Consider the following 17,108-nt stretch of genomic DNA (forward strand, 5'->3'; position numbering starts at 1 on the left):
ACATCTTTCGGTCGGTCTGCGCACTTTCGCTCGGAAGGTGCCTGCTTACCCTGAGGACGGCTGGCTTCCCGCGTATGTTCCTGTGGCCGATGCGGCCATATTGAACCCTGTATTCCCGCCCCCTACGGACAAGTAGGACGGGAATGTGACATTGGCCGCAGTGCACTCACCGGAGCATCCCACCCTGGCCGAGGCACGGACGGCATAACGGGAAGTACCGGTCGTCGATCTCTCCGTCCCGTTAGGCTGCAACAACGCGTGCTCCGCATCGAGGAGTGGGGTGCACCACGCCGGACACGAACCGGAGTCGACCCTACCGGCAGGCGCCTGACACACAAGTCCCCCCTCCTCGACCGAGAATTGGCAGCGCCGCCCCGGCAATTCCTTCAATTCCTGGACATGACCCGGTAGTCGCCCCTTCTCCATGGAGAACCGCGTGTTTCACGTGAAACGCCGCTTCAGCCTCAGCGCCTGCAGCACTCCCACAAGGTGGCTAAAAGCTCATAGGTCTCACAGCAAAGCGCTGGACGCCAAGGCGCTCGGTCGGACAGCCTGACCTGCGTGTCGACACCCTCTCTCGCAGCTCTGCCCATCCGCCGACTGACGCCACGCGATCTCAGCGCGTGCGCCGATCTCTCTCAGAACCGGGGCTGGCCCCGTGAAGAGCACAAGTGGGGGCTGCTCCTCGCGGCCGGAAAGGGCTATGGCATCGACGACCCCGCCGGCGGACTGGTGGCCGCCTGCACCCTGACCTCGTATGGCTCCCCCGAGCGGCCGGAACTGGGTGCCATCGGCATGGTGCTGGTCGCCGAACGTCATGCCCGGCGGGGCGTCGGTCGCCGCCTCATGCGGCACGTCATCGGGGAAATGGGCACGACACCCCTGACCCTGCATGCGACACCGAACGGGCGACCGCTCTACGAGGAACTGGGATTCAAGGTCATCGGTCATGCGGAGATGGTCCGCGGACACTTCAAGCCCCGAGGGCGGAAACCAGAGGTCGCCACCCGCCCGGCCACGGCCGAGGACCTGCAAGCGATTCTCCGGCTCGACACGGAGGTCTTCGGCACCGACCGCACCCACATGATCACGCGGCTGCCCGCCTTCGCCGATCAACTACGGGTCGCCGAGAATGACGGCCAGGTCATCGGATACGCGGCTGCCTGGCCCAATATGACCAACCAAGTCGTTGGCCCACTGATCGCTCGTGACACGGAGGCAGCCAAAGCCCTCATCGTTTCGCTCGCCGCCCACACCGACCGTCTGATGCGCACCGACATCGACGTCCGGCACGAGGAATTGCTGGCGTGGGTGAAGGAGCACGGGCTGGCTTACGAGAGCGGCAACGCGGTGATGACGTATGGAATTGCCGAACTGCCGGGTGACTGGACCCGCCGCTTCGCGCCCCTGACGGTGGCGGCGGGCTGAGGCCGGTCATACGAGGTCGGCAGCCTCACGTGGTGAGTCGTGCAGGTGGCCTGGATAGGGTCCAGTCATGGGAGATCTTGAAATACGAGCCGCTGCTCCGGACGACCTACCCGCCATCGTGGAGATGCTGGCGGACGACCCCCTCGGCGCCCAGCGTGAATCCCCAGATGACCTCACTCCCTACCGAGGGGCCTTGGAACGGCTGGCCGACGACCCGAACCAGCACCTGGTTGTCGCCGTCCGCGAAGGGCGAGTGGTGGGCACACTGCAGCTCACGATCATCCCAGGACTCTCCCGCCGCGGCGCCACACGCTCGATCATCGAGGGAGTTCGTGTCCACGCGGATGAAAGGGGCAGCGGACTCGGCACTCTCTTCATCGAATGGGCGATTGACGAGTCCCGGCGTCAGGGTTGCCAACTCGTGCAGTTGACTTCCGACGCCACCCGGACCGACGCCCATCGTTTCTACGAGCGTCTCGGATTCGTGGCCTCGCATGTGGGCTTCAAACTGCAACTTTGAGCACATGTTGCACCCGCTGGCTGGCCCTGTTTCACGTGAAACAGGGCCAGCCCATGCTGCCTCTCAGCGAAGACCGCGCCAGCCCTCCGGGTCCACCCCGCCCGGCACCGGAGCCGCCTCCTCGTACGGCTGGCGCGTGAAGACGAACGACCCGAGGTCCAGGTGGCTCACCGAACCGTCGGGGCGCCGTACGGCCCGCAGAAGCTCGCCCGCGTAGTAACCGTCGAGTCCGGTCCAGGTCCCGTCCTGGTTCGCCCGGAACCGCGAGCGACGTCCGATTCCCGACAACGGCTCGAGGGAGACACCCTCGTCGGCGATCAGCCGTAGGGCCAGGGGCTGAGTCCCCCAATACCAGGGCCCCGTCAACTCCAGGACCTGGTGATCGATTTCGGGCAGCGGTTGCCACGGCTCCGGGATCCGTGGCTCGGCCTCCGCCACGATCCGTACGAGATCGGCGGCCACCGAGAAGACCGGTGGGCCAGAGGTGCAGTTGGCCAGGACGACAGCTGCCACATCATCCGCGACACCGATCACCAGACCCGCGACATAGCCCGGCAGAGAACCGGAGTGGCCGACCAGCGAGCGGCCTTCCCGCTCAAGAATCTGCAGCCCGAGTCCGTAAGACTCCCCTGCCGCTACGGACGGCGCCGCAGGCGTACGCATCTCCCGAACGGACTCCTCGCTCAGCACCCGCTCGTCCCCCTCAGCCAGGAAGGTGGCGAAGCGTGCCAAGTCAGCGGTGGTGGACCACAGTTGCCCCGCCGGCGCCATGCGCCCCAAGTGCTCGGTGGGCTCCGGCATCATCACGTCCGCCCACGGATGGACGGCCCATCCCCCCGCGTGCGGCATCATCGGTCGCGCGCTCGTACGGTGTAGTTCCAGCGGTTCCAGCACCTCGCGTCTGAGCACTTCCTCCCACGCGGAGCCACGCACCTCCTCGACGAGCGCACCGAGCAGGGTGTAACCGGGGTTCGAGTAGTGGTGCCGGCGTCCGAGAGGATGCCGGAAGGGTTGCCGGCCCAGCACATCGGCGAGCTCGGGGCGAAGTGATCCGGGTGTGCGTTCCCACCAGGGCGAGGGCGCCTCGGCCGCCAACCCGCTTGTATGGGCCAGCAGTTCGGCGACGGTGGCCTCCCCCGCACCTGTTCCCGGCAGATGTTTCTCCAGGGGGTCACCGAGGTCCAGTGCGCCCTCATCACGCAGCCGCAGCACCAGGACGGCGGTGAAGGTCTTGGTGATCGACCCGATCCGGTACTGCACGTTCTCGTCCGGGGCGTGTCCGTCCACCGAACTGCGCGCCCCGGTCCACACCGTTTTCCCGCCCCGCACCACGGCGGCGACCAGCGACGGCGCCCGGCCCTCGGCCTGAGCGGTGGCGATCCGGTGCAGCAAGGCACGGCGCGTGGTGGGGAGCAGCTCTTGATGAGGTGTCGTCATGGGCCTAGTCCACCCGGCGGGAAGGCCCACGTCGAGCCCATGGCTTCTCACTCTCAGGATGAGTCTCCGTAGCGGGTGGCCATCGCGGCGGCGCGGTTGCGTAGGGAGGCGCGCAACGACTGCGGGGCCAGGGCTTCCGCGTCCGTGCTGAGCTGCCACAGCGCCCATTCGGCGTGTCGTGAATCTTGGAAGGTCACCTCCAGCCGCAGCCAGCCGTCTGCGTCGGGTACTTCTGCGCGGACGGCCAGCGCGGTGTCCAGCAGGTCCTCCCGCCGCGCCGGGTTCACCCGTACCAGCACGGTGATGTGGTCGCCGTCGGAGAGAAACTGCGCGGAGCGTTCCCGCCAGATCCGGTCCAGATCGACCTGGTTCGGTCGCTGTGCCGTTTCGGGGAGTTCCTCGGCGGCCAACACCCGCGACAGCCGGTAGGTGCGGTCCGCGCCAGATCTCGTGGCCAGCAAGTAGCCCCGGTCGCGGACGGTGACCAGGCCGATCGGGTCGACCGTGCGCCACCTTGGTGTCTGGCCTGTGGCCGCGTAGTGGATGCGCAGCTTGTGTCCGGCGAGCACGGCGCGCCGGACCTCGATCATTGTGGTGCCGGGCACCTCCTCGGTGACCAGCCGACGTGAGAGCAGGTCGGTCTCCGGGTCGACGAGAAATCGCTGGGCCGCGTCGCTCGCGGTGGCCCGGTGACTTTCGGGCAGCGCGTCGACCACCTTCCGCATGGCCGAAGCGAGCGCCGAGCCGAGGCCGAATACCTGCTCGCCGCGCCCCGATCCGGCGGTCAGCAAGGCGAGGGCCTCGTCGTGGTTCAGACCGGTGAGCTCGGTCCGGAAACCGGGCGACAACGCGAAACCGCCGTGTCGGCCGCGTTCGGCGTAGACCGGGACGCCGGCCGAGGACAGCGCCTCGATGTCGCGCAGCACGGTGCGGGTGGACACCTCCAGCTCGCGGGCGAGCGTGTCCGCAGTCAGCCGACCACGCTGACGCAGCAGCAGCACCAGCGAAACCAGCCGGTCGGCGCGCATACGAGAATCTTATCGAAATACATGACTAAGGATGTCGTGATTCTTTGCGAGGCTCGTCAACACCACTTCGAGGGCGTCGAGTTGACGGCTACCGAGCCGACGGACGTGCGTACTCCCAATACCGAATGGAGCTGACGTGGCAATGGAACGAACGGCGGTCAACCCGGTGACGTGGTCTGTGGAGATGGGATTCAACCAGGGTGAGGTCGTCTCCGGGCACACCCGGACCCTGTACATCTCGGGGCAGACCGCGATGAGCGGGGATGGCAAGCCCCAGCATGACGGTGACATGGCGGCGCAGTTAGCGCTGAGCATCGACAACCTGGAGGCCGTGCTCGGCGAGGCCGGCATGTCTCTCGCGAACCTAGTCCGACTCAACGTCTACACAACCGACGTCGATCTGCTTTTCCAGCACTACGGCGTGCTGGCGGCGCGGTTGGGGGCCGCCGGGGTGGCACCGACCACCACGGTGCTCGGGGTGACGCGGCTGGCGATCCCAGGCCAGATGGTCGAGCTTGAGGGGACCGCTGTCGCGTGACATGGCCTCGCCGCATCTGCTTCCGGTGTGGATCCCCGGGTTGGCTCACGCACCTCGGTGAAGTTGCGTCATCTCAACGCGTCAGCGCCGACCTTGCGCTATGGCCGGTCCGGTCATTCGGCCGGCGCGTCACCTTGAGATGCGGGCTTCGATGCCGTCGAGCAGGAAGTCGAGGCCGATCCGGAAGGTGTGGTCGGCGTCCAGGTGAGCGGCATCGCGCACCACCGTGGCCAGGGCGGGAAATCGGCCGGTGGCGAAGGTTCGCTCCAGATAGGGCCCGAGTGAGGCCTGCCAACGCTTCTCGTCCATCCCGGTGGCCCGCTCGGCACGCCGCTCGGCGATCTCCCGACGCACCGCGCCGATCACGTACGCGTTGACTGCGGCGACCATCGGCATGATGGCGTCCAGGTCGACGTCGCCCAGTGCGGCCACCACGGTCTCCCCACTGGCCAGCGCGTGCGGCCCGAGCTGGGGTCGGCCACCCAGTAGATCGGCGAGCCATTCGTGCTCGTGAGCGGCGTGCCGAGTGGCTTCGGCAAGAGACCGGAGTACCTCCCGCCAGCTGTTTCCGACCGGCCGGATCTCGGCGTGGGCGGCGTCGACCATGAGGTCGAGCAACTCCTCCTTGCTGGCGATGTAGCCGTACAGCCGCATCGGACGGACGTCCAGCACGGTGGCGACCTTGCGCAGCGACACCGCATCCAGGCCATCCGCGTCGGCGAGCTGGATCGCCGCTCGCACGATCCGTTCCCGGCTCAACGGGGCCGGCACGGGTCGATTCAGTGGCTCCGGCCTCTCCCACACCAACATGCCGCTAACGGTACAACGCATCGGTCGATACATCACATCGTTCCGATACAGTGTATCGACCAGTACGGCGTATCGAAGGAGAGGCAACTAATGACCATCGCCATCGTCGGAGCCGGCTTGGGTGGCTTGGCCCTTGCCCGGGTGCTGCACGTGAAGGGCATCGACGCCGTCGTGTATGAACGTGAATCGTCACGTGGCGCGCGCGGTCAGGGCGGCATGCTCGACATCCACTCCGGCCAGCGGGCGCTGCGCGAGGCCGGTCTCATCGACCAGTTCTTTGCGATTGCCCGTGGTGAAGGCCAGGACATGCGTCTTCTCGAGCCGGATGGCACCCTGCTGCTCCACGAGGACACGCCCGACGACGCCCCGCTCGAGCGACCCGAGGTCGACCGCGCCGATCTACGCAACCTGCTGCTGGACTCCCTCCCCGAAGACATTGTGCGCTGGGGGCGCGCGTTCGAATCCGCCGACAATGGCCTCCTGCGCTTCGCCGACGGCAGCAGTGCGACGTATGACCTGCTGGTCGGCGCGGACGGCGCGCACTCCCGCGTCCGCGCGCTTCTCACCGACGCCCGCCCAGCGCATATCGGCCAGAACGTCGTCGAGGTCGGCATTCCCGACATCGACCGCACGCACCCCCACCTCGCGGAGATGGTCGGGCGCGGCAACTACTGGGTGCTCGGCAACGGACTGTCCCTGGCGGCGCAGCGCAACGGCGACGGCCGCGTTCGCATCGGCCTCAGCTTCTACAACACCGCCGAGGACTGGTTCGCTACCAGCGGGATCCCGTTCGACGACCCGGCCGCCGCCCGGGCGCGGCTGATCGAACTGCTCCCCGGCTGGGACTCACGGTTCACCGCGCTGATCGCGGCCTGCGACGACACGGTCGTCCCGCGGTCGATCACCACTCTGCCGGTCGGCCTGACCTGGCCGTCGACGCCAGGCGTCACGCTGCTCGGGGATGCCGCGCACCTGATGCCGCCGGTGGGAGAGGGCGCCAACATGGCGCTGCTCGACGGCGCCCTGCTCGGTCTCGCGCTGGCCGCGGACCCGGACGACTTTCCCACCGCCGTCAAAGAATACGAACGCGAGATGTTCGAACGCACCAGCGCTGCCGCCCGGATGTCCGCGGACATGCAGGAATTGCTGACGTCGCCGGACGCCGCCCAGAAAATGCTCGCGTTCTTCCAACCTGGCTGAAGGTAACCAAATACGACCAGGAAACCGGTCGTCCAGCCACCGCGATCATGACCTCCAGCGCGGTCTCCACCCATCGGTCATCGGCCCTGCAGAAGGGCCGCGTCTCGGCACTCGCCGCCTGGGCGACTGCGGCGACGCGTTTCCCGCCGCGGGTCAGCTTCACCGTCAGGGCAGCAGGACGACCTTGCCGAGGTTGGCACGGGCTTCGATGATCTCGTGCGCTCGTGCTGCATCAGCCAGCGGAATTCGGGCGTGAACAGCCGGCTGCAACTGCCCGGACAGGGTCAGCTTCCACAGTTCCTCGCCATGCTGGTCATAGAGCTCACGCTGAGTGTTGGCAAACCTCGCCATGGTGAGCCCGGTGATGGTTTTCGATCCTGCCAGGAGGTCGAAGGCGGGAACGGTACCGCCGCCCGAGTTGAACGAGTTGAAGAAGACGAGTCGCCCCCGCCGGGCGCAAGAGCGGAGACGGCGCGTGGGAGTAGATCTCCGCCGACCCCGTCCAGGACGACCTCGACCGGCGCCCCCCAGTGCTTGCTGTCGTAGGTCACAATCTCGTCGGCGCCGAGACCGCGGAGGAACTCCGCCTTGGTGTGCGAGCTCACGGCCGCGACGACCCGTTCAATGCCCTGAAGCTTGGCCAGTTGGACCGCGAGATGCCCCACTCCGCTCGCGGCGCCCGTGATGAGGACCGACTCGCTCACAAAGGGGCGGGCCGTGGCGAGGGCGACGAGGGCGACGTGTCCACTGCGCACGAGCGCCACGGCCTGGATGGCGCTCGCTCCGTCCGGTATGCGGCTCGCCATTAAGGGGTCCTTTCACTATGAGCGTCCGATCAGGTCGCGTGGTCTGGTGCCGTGCATCGCAAGGCGCCGGAAGGTCCTCGTAGCGGAGCTACCAGGGCCTTTTGGCAACGCGGCGAGGCGCGGTGCCAGACCACGCGACCCGGGCGGGCATAGTGAAAGGACCCCTAAGCCGGGGGCGATTGCCAGTTCGGAATACGAGCCGCAGCGGAAAGTGAGCGACGTGATGCGGTCGCCGACCTCGAAACCCGTCACGTCCGAACCGAGTGCGATCACCGTTCCGGCGGCCTCACCCCCAAGGACTCCCAGTAGCGGCGTCGTGCCGTCTTCGCCGCGAACCTTGCGCACGGAGGGGAGGGTCACGCCGATGGCTTCCGTGCGGACCAGTAGTTCCCCCGGGCCGGGCTTGGGGGCCTCCGCGTCTTCGACGCGAAGCACTTCCGGACCGCCGTACTCATAGAAACGAACCCGCCGCATGCACACCTCCAGATCATTGGGATGCCCAACGATAAAGAAAAGATCGTAGGGAGCCCCAATGATTTTCTGGTTAGTCTGGCCCCATGTCCGAGACCACCCGCGCTCCCGCCCGTATTCGCTCCCTCCCCAGCTGGCTCCTGGGCCGTGCCGCAGCTCGGGGGCACCGACTCGTCGCCGAAGCCCTCGCTCAGGTGGGCATGCGGATGATGCACCATGCCGTCCTGTCGGCCGTCGCCGAAGTGGGACCCGTATCGCAGGCCGAGCTGGGCCGCCGCCTGAGCATCGATCCCAAGGACATGGTCGCGATCCTCAACGACCTCCAGAACGACGGCCTCGTGACCCGCGCGCCGGATGCCAAGGACCGCCGCAAGAACGCCGTCGCCCTTTCGCCGAGCGGGAAACGTCGCCTGATTCAGACCGAGAGACTGGGCCGTGAGGCGAACGATGAGCTGACCGCTGCTTTGACGCCTGCCGAGCGGACCCAGCTCATGGGTCTCCTCGTGCGCATAGTCCAGCCGGAAGAGACCTGCGCTGAAACCGGCTCAGGTAGCGAATAGCAGCTCGTCACGCATGCCGGACCAGCGAGGCAGCCGTCCCACCCTCACGAAGGCGGCAGAAGTGCCACCGATGTGCCATCGAGTCTGAGAGTGTGCCGCGAACTTGAGACTCAACACCTGAGGCGCTCAGGTCTGCGCCATGTCCACGAACCTGGAGTAGTGGCCCTGGAAGGCGACCGTGATCGTGGCCGTCGGTCCATTACGGTGCTTTGCCACAATCAGGTCGGCCTCGCCCGCACGGGGCGACTCCTTCTCGTAGGCGTCCTCGCGGTGCAACAGGATGACCATGTCGGCGTCCTGCTCGATGGAGCCGGACTCACGCAGGTCGGAGACCATGGGCTTCTTGTCCGTGCGCTGTTCGGGGCCACGGTTGAGCTGGGAGAGCGCGATCACGGGGATCTCCAGCTCCTTGGCCAGCAGCTTGAGGTTTCGCGACATGTCCGAAACCTCCTGCTGACGGCTTTCGGCACGCTTGGAGCCGCCGGACTGCATCAGCTGGAGGTAGTCGATGACGACCAGCTTGAGGTCGTTGCGCTGCTTCAGCCGACGGCACTTGGCGCGGATCTCCATCATCGACAGGTTCGGGGAGTCGTCGATGTAGAGCGGGGCCGCCGATACGTCCGGCATACGACGGGCCAGCCGCGTCCAGTCGTCATCGGTCATCGTGCCCGACCGCATGTGGTGCAGGGCCACCCGGGCCTCGGCCGACAACAGACGCATGGCGATCTCGTTGCGCCCCATCTCCAGCGAGAAGATGACGCTCGGCAGATTGTTCTTGATCGAAGCTGCTCGCGCGAAGTCCAGCGCAAGCGTGGACTTGCCCATGGCGGGGCGGGCCGCGATCACGATCATCTGTCCGGGGTGCAGACCGTTGGTGAGCGAGTCGAAGTCGGTGAAGCCCGTGGGGACACCGGTCATCTCGCCGCTGCGCGAACCGATCGCCTCGATTTCGTCGAGTGCGCCCTCCATGATGTCGCCGAGCGGGAGGTAGTCCTCGCTGGTGCGCTGCTCGGTGACGGCGTAGATCTCGGCCTGGGCGCTGTTGACGATCTCGTCCACGTCTCCGTCGGCCGCGTATCCCATCTGTGTGATGCGCGTACCGGCCTCCACCAGCCGGCGCAGAACAGCGCGCTCGTGGACGATCTCCGCGTAGTACTCGGCGTTGGCGGCGGTGGGGACCGTCTGGACCAGAGTGTGCAGATACGAGGCGCCACCGACCTTGGTGATCTCACCACGCTTGGTCAGCTCCGCCGCGACCGTGATCGGATCGGCGGGCTCGCCCTTGGCGTAGAGGTCCAGGATCGCCGTGAAGATGGTCTCGTGGGCCGGACGATAGAAGTCGTGGCCCTTGATGACCTCGACGACATCGGCGATCGCGTCCTTGGAAAGCAGCATTCCGCCGAGGACTGACTGCTCGGCGTCGAGGTCCTGGGGCGGTACGCGCTCGAAGGAGGGACCGCCACCGTCCCACGAGTCGGTGTCCCGGCCCCGTTCGTGCTGCTCGTCCCGGCCCCGGCCACCGTCACGGTGCCGGCGGGAGGGGGGCAGACGATCGCCGGGTCCGCTGTCGGCCCACGGATCGTCCAAGGGCTCGGAAATGCTCACCGGACCACCTCCTCCCGTCCGCCGTGCGGACTTCGCCGTGCCCCTCATTCCTACGGCACGACACTGACAAATAAGACGCCCGACTCCGGTTCTTGCGCGTCGGTTTTGCGAGGTTTCCGAGGGCGGAGGAGGGACGGACGCCGGTCTACGTTAGGCCCGCAGGCACCGTCAGCCAATCTGGTTATCCACAGGCCATGTGGACGACGGCCCCGATGCTGTGGAGAACTCCGCGAAACCTGTGCACGACCCGGTGGACAGGGCTGTGAACAAGCTTCACCCCATCCAATAAGAACCTCCCTGACTTGCGTGTTCACCTTCCACTGGCTGTGTAGAAGAAAAACTTTCCCGGTCGGATCAAGATCACCGCAAGCCGTGTACGACGACCCACCGAACAAGAAGCCATGTAATAGACGCAGGCACATTGCATCTCTTACCTGTGGACGATTAGATTGGTGCACATGACACAGGCTCCAGCAGCGCCCCAAGCTGTCCGGCGTCGGCACGATCGAGAGATCGTCGCGCTGGCCGTCCCTGCTTTCGGCGCACTCGTCGCCGAGCCTCTCTTCGTGATGGTCGACAGCGCCATCGTCGGCCACCTCGGCACCGCCCAGCTCGCCGGCTTCGGCGTCGCGACGGCACTCCTCACCACCGCAGTCAGCGTCTTCGTCTTCCTCGCCTACGCCACTACGGCCGCTGTCGCCCGCCGCGTCGGTGCCGGCGATCTACCGGCCGCCATCCGACAAGGCATGGACGGCATATGGCTGGCGCTCCTGCTCGGCGCCGCCGTCGTCGTCGTCGTGCTGCCCACAGCTCCATACCTCGTGGAGCTCTTCGGCGCCTCGGACACCGCCGCCCCCTACGCGATCACCTATCTGCGGATCTCCGCTCTGGGTATTCCGGCCATGCTCGTCGTGCTTGCCGCCACAGGAGTACTGCGCGGGCTCCAGGACACCAAAACCCCTCTCTACGTCGCGATAGCCGGCTTCGTCGCCAACGCGGCACTCAACGCGATCCTCGTCTACGGTGCCGATTTCGGGATCGCCGGCTCCGCCTGGGGCACCGCCCTCGCGCAATGCGGCATGGCCGCCGCCTATCTCTTCGTCGTCGTCCGCGGAGCTCGTCGGCACGGCGCATCGCTGCGGCCGGACTCGGCCGGAATACGGGCCTGCGCCCAGGCCGGTGCGCCCTTGCTCGTGCGCACACTCTCCCTGAGGGCGATCCTGATGATCGCCACCGCAGTGGCCGCCCGCCTCGGCGACGAGGACATCGCCGCGCACCAGATCATCCTGACGCTCTGGAGTCTGCTCGCCTTCGCGCTCGACGCCATCGCCATCGCCGGACAGGCCATCATCGGACGCTACCTCGGAGCCGGCGATACCCAAGGCGCTCGCGACGTCTGCCGTCGCATGGTGCAGTGGGGAATCGCCGCCGGTGTGGTGTTCGGACTCCTGGTGATCATTGCGCGCCCCCTCTTCCTGCCGGTCTTCACCAGTGACCAGACCGTGCGTGACGCCGCCCTGCCCGCGCTCGTCGTAGTAGCCCTCAGCCAGCCCATCAACGGTGTTGTATTCGTGCTCGACGGAGTACTGATGGGCGCAGGAGATGGTCCTTATCTGGCCCGCGCCATGCTGTTGACTCTGGCGGTCTTCGCGCCCCTGGCTCTGCTCGTCCCCACACTCGGAGGCGGTCTGACAGCCCTCTGGGTGGCAATGACGCTGATGATGGCCGTACGGATGCTGACCCTCTGGCTGCGCACTCGTTCGGGCCGCTGGCTGGTGACGGGCGCGACGCGTTGAGCCCGGCTGCCCGAAAGCACGTTTCACGTGAAACGCCACTCCAACACCTCTTGTTTCACGTGAAACATCGCATGACCACCAAGCAGTGTGGGGCCGCACCCTGAGAGGTGCGGCCCCACATACTGCTCACGCGAGCGCAGCGCTTAGGCCGCGACGACCTCGATGCTGACCTTGGCGGCCACCTCGGGGTGCAGACGCACGGACGTCTCGTGGGCGCCCAGCGTCTTGATCGGCGTGCCCAGCTCGATGCGACGCTTGTCGACCTCGGGGCCACCGGAAGCCTTGATCGCAGAGGCGACGTCGGCTGGGGTGACGGAACCGAAGAGACGACCGGCGTTGCCCGAACGGACGGCCAGACGGACCTTCACACCCTCGAGCTGGGCCTTGATCTGGTTGGCCTGCTCGATGGTCTGGATCTCGTGGATCTTGCGAGCACGACGGATCTGCTCGACGTCCTTCTCGCCACCCTTGGTCCAGCGGATCGCGAACTTCCGCGGGATCAGGTAGTTGCGCGCGTAGCCGTCCTTGACGTCGACGACATCGCCCGCGGCGCCGAGGCCGGAGACCTCGTGGGTGAGGATGATCTTCATCTGTCAGTCACCCTTCCCTTATCGCGCGGTGGAGGTGTAGGGCAGCAGCGCCATCTCACGGCTGTTCTTGACGGCCGTGGCGACATCACGCTGGTGCTGCGTGCAGTTGCCGGTCACGCGGCGGGCACGGATCTTGCCACGGTCGGAAATGAACTTCCGCAGCATGTTCGTGTCCTTGTAGTCCACGTACGTGACCTTGTCCTTGCAGAACGCGCAGACCTTCTTCTTAGGCTTGCGCACAGGCGGCTTCGCCATGGTGTTTCTCCTGTGTGATCAAGAAGTTTGGGTACGACCCGCCCTCGGCCCGGAGGCCTAGAAGGGGGGCTCGTCCGAATAGCCGCCGCCACCGCCGGAGCCTCCGCCCCAGCCGCCGCCACCGCCCTGGCCGCCACCGCCCTGGCCGCCACCGGCGGGAGCGCCGGTCGCCCACGGGTCGTCAGCGGGAGCGCCGCCGCCCTGCTGGCCGCCACCGGGGCCGCCGCCCCAGCCACCGCCCTGCTGGCCGCCACCGCCACCGCCGCCGTAACCGCCCTGGCCGCCTCGGCCGGCGGTCTTGGTGACCTTCGCCGTGGCGTTGCGCAGGCTCGCGCCGACCTCGTCGACGTCGAGCTCGTAGACCGTGCGCTTGACGCCCTCACGGTCCTCGTAGGACCGCTGCTTCAGCCGGCCCTGCACGATGACGCGCATGCCTCGCTGGAGCGACTCGGCGACGTTCTCCGCCGCCTGGCGCCAGACCGAGCAGGTCAGGAAGAGGCTTTCGCCGTCCTTCCACTCATTGGTCTGACGGTCGAAGGTGCGGGGGGTGGACGCGACGCGGAACTTCGCGACCGCTGCACCGGACGGGGTGAAGCGCAGCTCGGGGTCGTCGACAAGATTGCCGACGACCGTGATGACGGTCTCGCCTGCCATGGGGAACCTCTCGGCGGGTTTGCTCTGGCTGCTTGCTGCTACTCGGATCCGAGAACCGCTGAGCTACGTAGGCTCAGTGGGTCTCGGGGCGGAGGACCTTGGTCCGGAGGACCGACTCGTTCAGGTTCATCTGGCGGTCGAGCTCCTTGACGACCGCAGGCTCGGCCTGCAGGTCGATGACCGAGTAGATCCCCTCGGGCTTCTTCTTGATCTCGTACGCGAGACGACGACGGCCCCAGGTGTCGACCTTCTCGACCTTTCCGTTGCCCTCGCGGACGACGGAGAGGAAGTTCTCGATCAGCGGGGAGACAGCACGCTCCTCGAGATCGGGGTCGAGGATGACCATCACCTCGTAGTGACGCATGTGGAACCCACCTCCTTTGGACTCAGCGGCCACGGTCGTTCCGTGGCAGGAGGGTTGTGATGCGTACGCAACGGTATCGGCCGCCACTGACAATCGGGTCCCGCCGTCGGAAAGTCCGAGTGGGGAGTCCCAGGTCGTGGCCCGGGCAGAGACCGGTGCAGAGGGTACACACTACCTGCACCCGTGCTTGCGGTTGAAATCAGCCCTCGAGGACCGCCAATCTGTACACATCGGGTGTGTATGGCGCTACGATGCGCCGCCTTCCGCTGGAGGTGCCCCATGGCACAGACAATGCGACCCAACACCGCCGGCTCCCTGTTCGCCACTGACGGCAAGCCCCATCTTCTCCAGGACGCGCTGCTCGCCGTGACCCTCGTCCTCGGAGCGATCTCTTTCATCACGGCGATGTTCGACCACCTGCACCTGCTCAGTTCCTGGACAGGGCTGGTCGGGATCATCACCGGTGCGTCCGGGCAGTTCATCTCCGAGACGACCCGCGAACGCTTCGGCCTGATCCTGGGTCTCGGTGCCTCGGCCGTGGGCTTCTTCCTCGGCATGGCCCACGGCGGCCTCTTCGGCGGTGTCATCGGCTGACCCATCGCTTCCCTCCCACCCACACCACTCGGCGCCCCGGCCCGCCCGCAGGCCGGGGCGCAGGTGCCGTACGGCCAGACGACCCGCTCGCGGGGCGCAGTAGGCTTCGCGCGAGAGCCGGAGCCCCCGTAGAAAGGGGGGACACCCCAGCCCGAGGAGCGCCCCGTATGAGCCTGACCCTGAGGACCATCAGTCGAGAGCAGCATCTGGCCTACATCCAGAGCCTGCCCGCGGCGAGCCACATGCAGGTCCCGGCCTGGGCAGATGTCAAGGCGGAGTGGCGCTCGGAGAGCCTCGGGTGGTTCGACAACAAGACCGGCGGGATGGTGGGGGCGGGCCTCGTCCTGTACCGCCAACTGCCCAAGATCAAGCGCTATCTCGCGTACTTGCCCGAGGGCCCGGTCATCAACTGGTTCTCGCCGAATTTGACCGAGTGGCTGGATCCGATGCTCGCGCACCTCAAGCAGCAGGGCGCCTTCTCGGTGAAGATGGGCCCGCCGGTGATCATCCGGCGTTGGGAGGCCGCCTCCATCAAGAAGGGCATCCAGGACCCGGATGTGAAGCGGCTGCGCGACATCGAGGCGGACTTCATCGAGCCGCGCGCCTTCGAAGTTGCGGACAAGCTGCGCCGCATGGGCTGGCAGCAGGGCGAGGACGGCGGCGCCGGATTCGGAGACGTCCAGCCCCGCTACGTGTTCCAGGTGCCGCTCGCGGGCCGCTCGCTGGAAGACGTGCACAAGAACTTCAACCAGCTGTGGCGCCGCAACATCAAGAAGGCCGAGAAGGCCGGCGTCGAGGTCGTCCAGGGCGGCTACCACGACCTCGAGGAATGGCAGCGCCTGTACGAGATCACGGCGGTCCGCGACCACTTCCGGCCCCGCCCGCTGTCGTACTTCCAGCGCATGTGGACGGCCCTCAACACAGAGGACCCCAACCGCATGCGTCTCTACTTCGCCCGCCACAACGGCGTGAACCTCTCCGCGGCGACCATGCTGATCGTCGGCGGGCACGTCTGGTACTCCTACGGCGCCTCCGACAACATCGGCCGCGAGTTCCGGCCGTCGAACGCGATGCAGTGGCGGATGCTGCGCGACGCCTACGCTCTCGGTGCGACCGTCTACGACCTGCGTGGCATCTCCGACTCCCTGGACGAGACGGACCACCTCTTCGGTCTGATCCAGTTCAAGGTCGGCACCGGCGGGCAGGCGGCCGAGTACCTCGGCGAGTGGGACTTCCCGCTGAACAAGCTGCTGCACAAGGCCCTCGACATCTACATGTCGCGCCGCTGACCGTGCCGTGCCGTCGCGCGGCGCCATCGCTGCCGCGCAGCCCGTCCCGCCGCTGCGGCGGATGCTCCACAATGTGCCTTCACACCTCTGATACACCGCAACGACGAGAAAGGTTCCGGGACCGGCCATGGCGCTCACGCTCTACGTCGACACCGCGCGCTGGCGGGCTCACCAGAGCCACGTCTCCGAGCAGTTCCCCGGGCTCGTGCCCGTCTGCAAGGGCAACGGCTACGGCTTCGGCCACGAACGACTGGCGGACGAGGCCACGCGACTCGGCTCGGACATCCTTGCCGTCGGCACGACGTACGAGGCCGCCCGGATCAAGGACTGGTTCGGCGGTGACCTGCTGGTGCTGACGCCGTTCAGACGCGGCGAGGAGCCCGTGCCGCTGCCCGACCGGGTCATCCGCTCCGTCTCGTCCGTGGACGGCGTACACGGCCTGGTGGGCGCCCGTGTCGTCATCGAGGTCATGTCCTCCATGAAGCGGCACGGGGTGAGCGAGCACGAGCTGCCGCATCTGCACGCCGCGATCGAGGACGTACGGCTGGAGGGCTTCGCCATCCACCTGCCGCTGGACCGCACCGACGGCTCGGACGCCGTCGAGGAGGTCATCGGCTGGATGGACCGGCTGCGCGCCGCCCGGCTGCCGCTGCACACCATGTTCGTCAGTCACCTCAAGGCCGACGACCTCGTCCGACTGCAGCAGCAGTTCCCGCAGACCCGATTCCGCGCCCGCATCGGCACCCGCCTGTGGCTGGGCGACCACGAGGCGACGGAGTACCGCGGCGCAGTCCTGGACGTCACCCCCGTCGTCAAGGGCGACCGCTTCGGGTACCGCCAGCAGAAGGCCGCCTCCGACGGCTGGCTGGTCGTCGTCGCGGGCGGTACGTCCCACGGCGTGGGCCTGGAGGCCCCCAAGGCGCTGCACGGCGTGATGCCGCGTGCGAAGGGGGTTGCTCGCGCCGGTCTCGCGACGGTCAACCGGAACCTTTCTCCGTTCGTCTGGGGCGGCAAGCAGCGCTGGTTCGCGGAACCCCCGCACATGCAGGTGTCGATCCTCTTCGTGCCGGCCGACGCCCCGGAGCCGAAGGTCGGCGAGGAGCTGGTGGCCCATCTGCGGCACACCACCACGCAGTTCGACCGGATAGTGGATCGCTGAACGA

General features: G+C 67.1%; 17 protein-coding genes and 2 pseudogenes. 9 read left to right on the forward strand and 10 right to left on the reverse strand.

Annotation, left to right across the window (positions count from 1 at the left end):
- The first annotated feature begins 561 nt into the window (after positions 1 to 561).
- Positions 562 to 1,428, forward strand: a complete 867-nt coding sequence (locus EF387_RS17560; RefSeq protein WP_128377493.1) for a GNAT family N-acetyltransferase — start codon at positions 562 to 564, stop codon at positions 1,426 to 1,428.
- A gap of 67 nt (positions 1,429 to 1,495) precedes the next feature.
- Entirely contained in the window at positions 1,496 to 1,948 is a 453-nt protein-coding gene (locus tag EF387_RS17565; protein ID WP_128377494.1) for a GNAT family N-acetyltransferase, read from the forward strand.
- A 63-nt stretch (positions 1,949 to 2,011) separates the two neighbouring features.
- On the opposite strand, the gene EF387_RS17570 is transcribed toward EF387_RS17565, so the two are convergent.
- Positions 2,012 to 3,385 carry a serine hydrolase domain-containing protein gene (locus EF387_RS17570; RefSeq protein WP_128377495.1) on the reverse strand — a complete coding sequence of 458 codons (1,374 nt, stop codon included), beginning with the start codon at positions 3,383 to 3,385 and terminating at the stop codon, positions 2,012 to 2,014.
- A 53-nt stretch (positions 3,386 to 3,438) separates the two neighbouring features.
- Positions 3,439 to 4,413: a helix-turn-helix transcriptional regulator gene (locus tag EF387_RS17575; RefSeq protein ID WP_128377496.1), complete on the reverse strand. Its 975-nt coding sequence runs from the start codon at positions 4,411 to 4,413 to the stop codon at positions 3,439 to 3,441.
- Positions 4,414 to 4,555: 142 nt separating this feature from the next.
- Between EF387_RS17575 and EF387_RS17580 the strand changes: the two genes are divergently transcribed.
- A complete protein-coding gene (locus tag EF387_RS17580) occupies positions 4,556 to 4,951 on the forward strand; it encodes a RidA family protein (RefSeq protein ID WP_128377657.1) in 396 nt (131 codons plus the stop codon).
- A 129-nt stretch (positions 4,952 to 5,080) separates the two neighbouring features.
- Here EF387_RS17580 and EF387_RS17585 read toward each other — a convergent pair whose 3' ends face one another.
- Positions 5,081 to 5,761: a TetR/AcrR family transcriptional regulator gene (locus EF387_RS17585; protein ID WP_128377497.1), complete on the reverse strand. Its 681-nt coding sequence runs from the start codon at positions 5,759 to 5,761 to the stop codon at positions 5,081 to 5,083.
- A 90-nt stretch (positions 5,762 to 5,851) separates the two neighbouring features.
- Here EF387_RS17585 and EF387_RS17590 point away from each other — a divergent pair, with 90 nt between their 5' ends.
- A complete protein-coding gene (locus EF387_RS17590; RefSeq protein WP_128377498.1) occupies positions 5,852 to 6,961 on the forward strand; it encodes an FAD-dependent oxidoreductase in 1,110 nt (369 codons plus the stop codon).
- A gap of 165 nt (positions 6,962 to 7,126) precedes the next feature.
- Here EF387_RS17590 and EF387_RS17595 read toward each other — a convergent pair.
- Positions 7,127 to 7,767: pseudogene (locus tag EF387_RS17595) on the reverse strand (quinone oxidoreductase family protein); the annotation flags it as partial.
- A 174-nt stretch (positions 7,768 to 7,941) separates the two neighbouring features.
- Positions 7,942 to 8,241 (reverse strand): annotated as a pseudogene (locus EF387_RS17600) (alcohol dehydrogenase catalytic domain-containing protein); the annotation flags it as partial.
- Positions 8,242 to 8,324: 83 nt separating this feature from the next.
- Here EF387_RS17600 and EF387_RS17605 point away from each other — a divergent pair.
- Positions 8,325 to 8,798 (forward strand): MarR family winged helix-turn-helix transcriptional regulator, encoded by a 474-nt coding sequence (locus EF387_RS17605; RefSeq protein ID WP_128377499.1) that lies wholly within the window; start codon positions 8,325 to 8,327, stop codon positions 8,796 to 8,798.
- 126 nt (positions 8,799 to 8,924) lie between these two features.
- Here the strand turns inward: EF387_RS17605 and dnaB are convergent, their stop codons facing one another.
- Positions 8,925 to 10,403, reverse strand: coding sequence for a replicative DNA helicase (gene dnaB, locus EF387_RS17610; RefSeq protein ID WP_128377500.1), 1,479 nt, complete (start codon positions 10,401 to 10,403; stop codon positions 8,925 to 8,927).
- A 458-nt stretch (positions 10,404 to 10,861) separates the two neighbouring features.
- Here dnaB and EF387_RS17615 point away from each other — a divergent pair, with 458 nt between their 5' ends.
- Entirely contained in the window at positions 10,862 to 12,199 is a 1,338-nt protein-coding gene (locus EF387_RS17615; protein ID WP_128377501.1) for an MATE family efflux transporter, read from the forward strand.
- 143 nt (positions 12,200 to 12,342) lie between these two features.
- On the opposite strand, the gene rplI is transcribed toward EF387_RS17615, so the two are convergent.
- The 4 genes from rplI to rpsF all read right to left on the reverse strand — a co-directional run bounded on the left by rplI (position 12,343) and on the right by rpsF (position 14,062).
- Positions 12,343 to 12,789 carry a 50S ribosomal protein L9 gene (gene rplI, locus EF387_RS17620; protein ID WP_128377502.1) on the reverse strand — a complete coding sequence of 149 codons (447 nt, stop codon included), beginning with the start codon at positions 12,787 to 12,789 and terminating at the stop codon, positions 12,343 to 12,345.
- 18 nt (positions 12,790 to 12,807) lie between these two features.
- A complete protein-coding gene (gene rpsR / locus EF387_RS17625) occupies positions 12,808 to 13,044 on the reverse strand; it encodes a 30S ribosomal protein S18 (RefSeq protein WP_003949403.1) in 237 nt (78 codons plus the stop codon).
- 57 nt (positions 13,045 to 13,101) lie between these two features.
- Complete coding sequence (locus tag EF387_RS17630; protein ID WP_128377503.1) at positions 13,102 to 13,698, reverse strand: single-stranded DNA-binding protein; 597 nt, start codon at positions 13,696 to 13,698, stop codon at positions 13,102 to 13,104.
- Between the two features lie 73 nt (positions 13,699 to 13,771).
- Positions 13,772 to 14,062, reverse strand: coding sequence for a 30S ribosomal protein S6 (rpsF, locus tag EF387_RS17635; protein ID WP_004950685.1), 291 nt, complete (start codon positions 14,060 to 14,062; stop codon positions 13,772 to 13,774).
- Between the two features lie 279 nt (positions 14,063 to 14,341).
- On the opposite strand from rpsF, the gene EF387_RS17640 reads away from it, so the two are divergent.
- The 3 genes from EF387_RS17640 to EF387_RS17650 all read left to right on the forward strand — a co-directional run bounded on the left by EF387_RS17640 (position 14,342) and on the right by EF387_RS17650 (position 17,104).
- Positions 14,342 to 14,656 (forward strand): hypothetical protein, encoded by a 315-nt coding sequence (locus EF387_RS17640; protein WP_128377504.1) that lies wholly within the window; start codon positions 14,342 to 14,344, stop codon positions 14,654 to 14,656.
- Positions 14,657 to 14,823: 167 nt separating this feature from the next.
- On the forward strand, positions 14,824 to 15,945 hold the full coding sequence (gene femX, locus EF387_RS17645; RefSeq protein WP_128377505.1) for a peptidoglycan bridge formation glycyltransferase FemX: 1,122 nt from the start codon (positions 14,824 to 14,826) through the stop codon (positions 15,943 to 15,945).
- A 127-nt stretch (positions 15,946 to 16,072) separates the two neighbouring features.
- Entirely contained in the window at positions 16,073 to 17,104 is a 1,032-nt protein-coding gene (locus EF387_RS17650) for an alanine racemase (protein WP_128377506.1), read from the forward strand.
- Positions 17,105 to 17,108 lie beyond the last annotated feature (4 nt).

This window comes from Streptomyces cavernae, from assembly GCF_004023625.1.
Taxonomy (GTDB): Bacteria; Actinomycetota; Actinomycetes; order Streptomycetales; family Streptomycetaceae; genus Streptomyces; species Streptomyces cavernae.

Coding starts and splice junctions, on each gene's coding strand:
- EF387_RS17565 (WP_128377494.1), top strand. CDS start 1,496: ATGGGAGATCTTGAAATACGAGCCGCTGCTCCGGACGACCTACCCGCC.
- EF387_RS17570 (WP_128377495.1), bottom strand. CDS start 3,385: ATGACGACACCTCATCAAGAGCTGCTCCCCACCACGCGCCGTGCCTTG.
- EF387_RS17575 (WP_128377496.1), bottom strand. CDS start 4,413: ATGCGCGCCGACCGGCTGGTTTCGCTGGTGCTGCTGCTGCGTCAGCGT.
- EF387_RS17580 (WP_128377657.1), top strand. CDS start 4,556: ATGGAACGAACGGCGGTCAACCCGGTGACGTGGTCTGTGGAGATGGGA.
- EF387_RS17585 (WP_128377497.1), bottom strand. CDS start 5,761: ATGTTGGTGTGGGAGAGGCCGGAGCCACTGAATCGACCCGTGCCGGCC.
- EF387_RS17590 (WP_128377498.1), top strand. CDS start 5,852: ATGACCATCGCCATCGTCGGAGCCGGCTTGGGTGGCTTGGCCCTTGCC.
- EF387_RS17605 (WP_128377499.1), top strand. CDS start 8,325: ATGTCCGAGACCACCCGCGCTCCCGCCCGTATTCGCTCCCTCCCCAGC.
- EF387_RS17615 (WP_128377501.1), top strand. CDS start 10,862: ATGACACAGGCTCCAGCAGCGCCCCAAGCTGTCCGGCGTCGGCACGAT.
- rplI (WP_128377502.1), bottom strand. CDS start 12,789: ATGAAGATCATCCTCACCCACGAGGTCTCCGGCCTCGGCGCCGCGGGC.
- rpsR (WP_003949403.1), bottom strand. CDS start 13,044: ATGGCGAAGCCGCCTGTGCGCAAGCCTAAGAAGAAGGTCTGCGCGTTC.
- EF387_RS17630 (WP_128377503.1), bottom strand. CDS start 13,698: ATGGCAGGCGAGACCGTCATCACGGTCGTCGGCAATCTTGTCGACGAC.
- rpsF (WP_004950685.1), bottom strand. CDS start 14,062: ATGCGTCACTACGAGGTGATGGTCATCCTCGACCCCGATCTCGAGGAG.
- EF387_RS17640 (WP_128377504.1), top strand. CDS start 14,342: ATGGCACAGACAATGCGACCCAACACCGCCGGCTCCCTGTTCGCCACT.
- femX (WP_128377505.1), top strand. CDS start 14,824: ATGAGCCTGACCCTGAGGACCATCAGTCGAGAGCAGCATCTGGCCTAC.
- EF387_RS17650 (WP_128377506.1), top strand. CDS start 16,073: ATGGCGCTCACGCTCTACGTCGACACCGCGCGCTGGCGGGCTCACCAG.